This is a genomic window from Pseudoalteromonas sp. Z1A6 (assembly GCF_011378745.1).
Lineage (GTDB): Bacteria > Pseudomonadota > Gammaproteobacteria > Enterobacterales > Alteromonadaceae > Pseudoalteromonas > Pseudoalteromonas arctica.
The window spans coordinates 1-2,362 of record NZ_WTKW01000490.1; the positions used below are offsets into that span (position 1 = coordinate 1).

Annotated in this window: 1 protein-coding gene; it reads left to right on the forward strand. The window is 38.1% G+C overall.

Annotated elements, in window-relative coordinates:
- Positions 1-170: 170 nt before the first annotated feature.
- Entirely contained in the window at positions 171-2,294 is a 2,124-nt protein-coding gene (locus GQR46_RS18815; protein ID WP_165742066.1) for a TonB-dependent siderophore receptor, read from the forward strand.
- The last annotated feature ends 68 nt before the right edge of the window (positions 2,295-2,362 follow it).

Consider the following 2,362-nt stretch of genomic DNA (forward strand, 5'->3'; position numbering starts at 1 on the left):
AAGGGATATTAAGTTCTATATAATTCATCAATTCGTACCCATAATCTCTTTATGTGACGCTAAAATCCAACAAAATAGAATAATAATAGGTAAAAACACACAACCTAATTGCAAATCGATATCATTTAGATTAAGTTACGCACTTCTTTTTGAACTAACTGGAAAAACTTATGTCGTCCCCTCAAGTTTTGCGTTTATCTAAATTAAGCTTTGCTACTTCTTTAATTCTATCTGGTTATGCACTTGCTGATGAAGCAACTGTAAAAGATGAACCTCTCGAAAAAATTGCGGTATATGGTCAACATCACAAAAACTACATAACAGAAGAAGCGCAATCAGCTACCAAACTAGGTCTAACAATTAAAGAAACACCACAGTCAATCTCGGTAGTATCACGCGCATTAATGGACGACTTTTCACTAGACGATATAAACTCAGTACTTGAAAGCACCCCCGGCGTAACAGTAGAGCAAATAGAAACAGATCGTACTTACTTTAAAGCTCGTGGCTTTGAAATTACTAACTTTCAAGTTGATGGCTTAGGTATTCCACAAAGCTCTGGATCTATTCAAGGCAGTCTTGATACTTCAATTTATGACCGTGTAGAAATAGTTCGTGGCGCTAATGGCTTAATGACCGGTGCCGGTAATCCTTCTGCAACTGTAAATATGGTTTTAAAAAAGCCAACTTACACAACACAAGCAAATGCATCAGCCTCGTATGGCTCATGGAATAAAAAACGTTTAGATTTAGATGTATCTACGCCAATAAATGAAGAACACGCCGTACGTGCTGTATTTACAAAGCAAAAAGCTGATTCATACCTAGATCGCTACGAAACAGATAAAACAATTATTTATTTAGCCTACGAAGGCAAATTAACAGACAGCACATTATTAAGCGTTAACTACGTTAACCAACAAAAAGATGCTAATAGCCCACTTTGGGGGGCACTACCTCTTTATTACACCGACGGCTCACCAACTAACTATGACGAATCAACCAGTACTGCTGCTGATTGGTCTTACTGGGATAACAGTGCAGAGCAAGTATATGTAACGCTTGAACAAAACTTATCAGCAACATGGGTGGCTAGAGCACGCTATGCTCACATCGAAAACAAGCAAAACTCAGAGCTGTTCTACGTATACGGTACCCCTGATAGAGATACTGAACTTGGTTTAACAGGTTATGCTAGCCGTTATGATTACGAAGATAAGCATGACTTATTTGATTTATACGCCAGTGGTAAGTTTGATTTATTTAATCAAGAGCACGACCTATCATTTGGTGTTAGCCAAGCTAAAATGGATTACAACGAGCAGTCTCTTTACGATTACACTACAGGCAATGGTTTTCCAGATATGCCATCACTTAAAACGTGGGATGGTGTAGTACCAGAGGCAACACTTGTTGATGGCGTAAATGGTAGTGATATTACTAACGAGCAAAAATCAGCTTACATATCTACTCGCATTAAATTAAGTGAGCCTTTAAGTGTGCTCGCTGGCGTGCGTTATACCGATTGGGAAACAAAAGGCACAGCCTATGGCGTTGCTCAAACTCGAAGTGACTCTGAGCTAATACCGTACATTGGTACAGTGTACGACTTTAACGAATCTCTATCGGCTTATGCAAGCTATACAGAAACATTTGTACCGCAAAAAGAACTAGACATAAATGCCAATCAACTACCTGCTGTTACTGGCAAAAGTAGCGAAATAGGTGTCAAAGCACAGCTTCTAGACGACCAGTTATTTGTAACGTTTGCTTATTTTGATGCAAAACAAGATGGCCTTGCTGTTGCTATAGCTAACTCATTACCAAGTGATACGCGTTATTATGCAGCTGATGGCATTAGTAGTAATGGTTTTGAAGTAGAGTTAAGTGGTAAATTTACAGATGATTTAAGTGCAAGTATTAGCTTTAGTAATTTAAATATTGATGGTGATGATTTAGTAAAAGATTACACACCAGAAAACCAACTTAAAGTGGCCGCAACCTACCAAGTGCCTTTAGTTGATGGCTTATCATTTGGTGCAAACTATCGCTGGCAGGATTCAACTAGCCGAGTTCAAGTTAAAGATGCTAATGGTATTGCAAGTGTTACTACCAACCAAGATGCATACGGGTTACTTGATTTAATGGCCACTTACAAAATTACAGATAACGTAGGAGTCACTTTCAACGTTAATAACACCACAGGTGAAAAATATTTGCACAGCCTATACTGGGAACAAGGTTACTACGGTGCACCGCGTAACTACGCTCTATCTGTAAATTGGCAGTTATAAATATATTTGATTAATTAAAGGCTGTAGATTTTTGCGGTTAAATTAAAAAACGACACATTTTTAATGTG

Bases quoted from the DNA above. Each gene is read 5' to 3' on its own strand.
- GQR46_RS18815 (WP_165742066.1), top strand. From the start codon at position 171: ATGTCGTCCCCTCAAGTTTTGCGTTTATCTAAATTAAGCTTTGCTACT.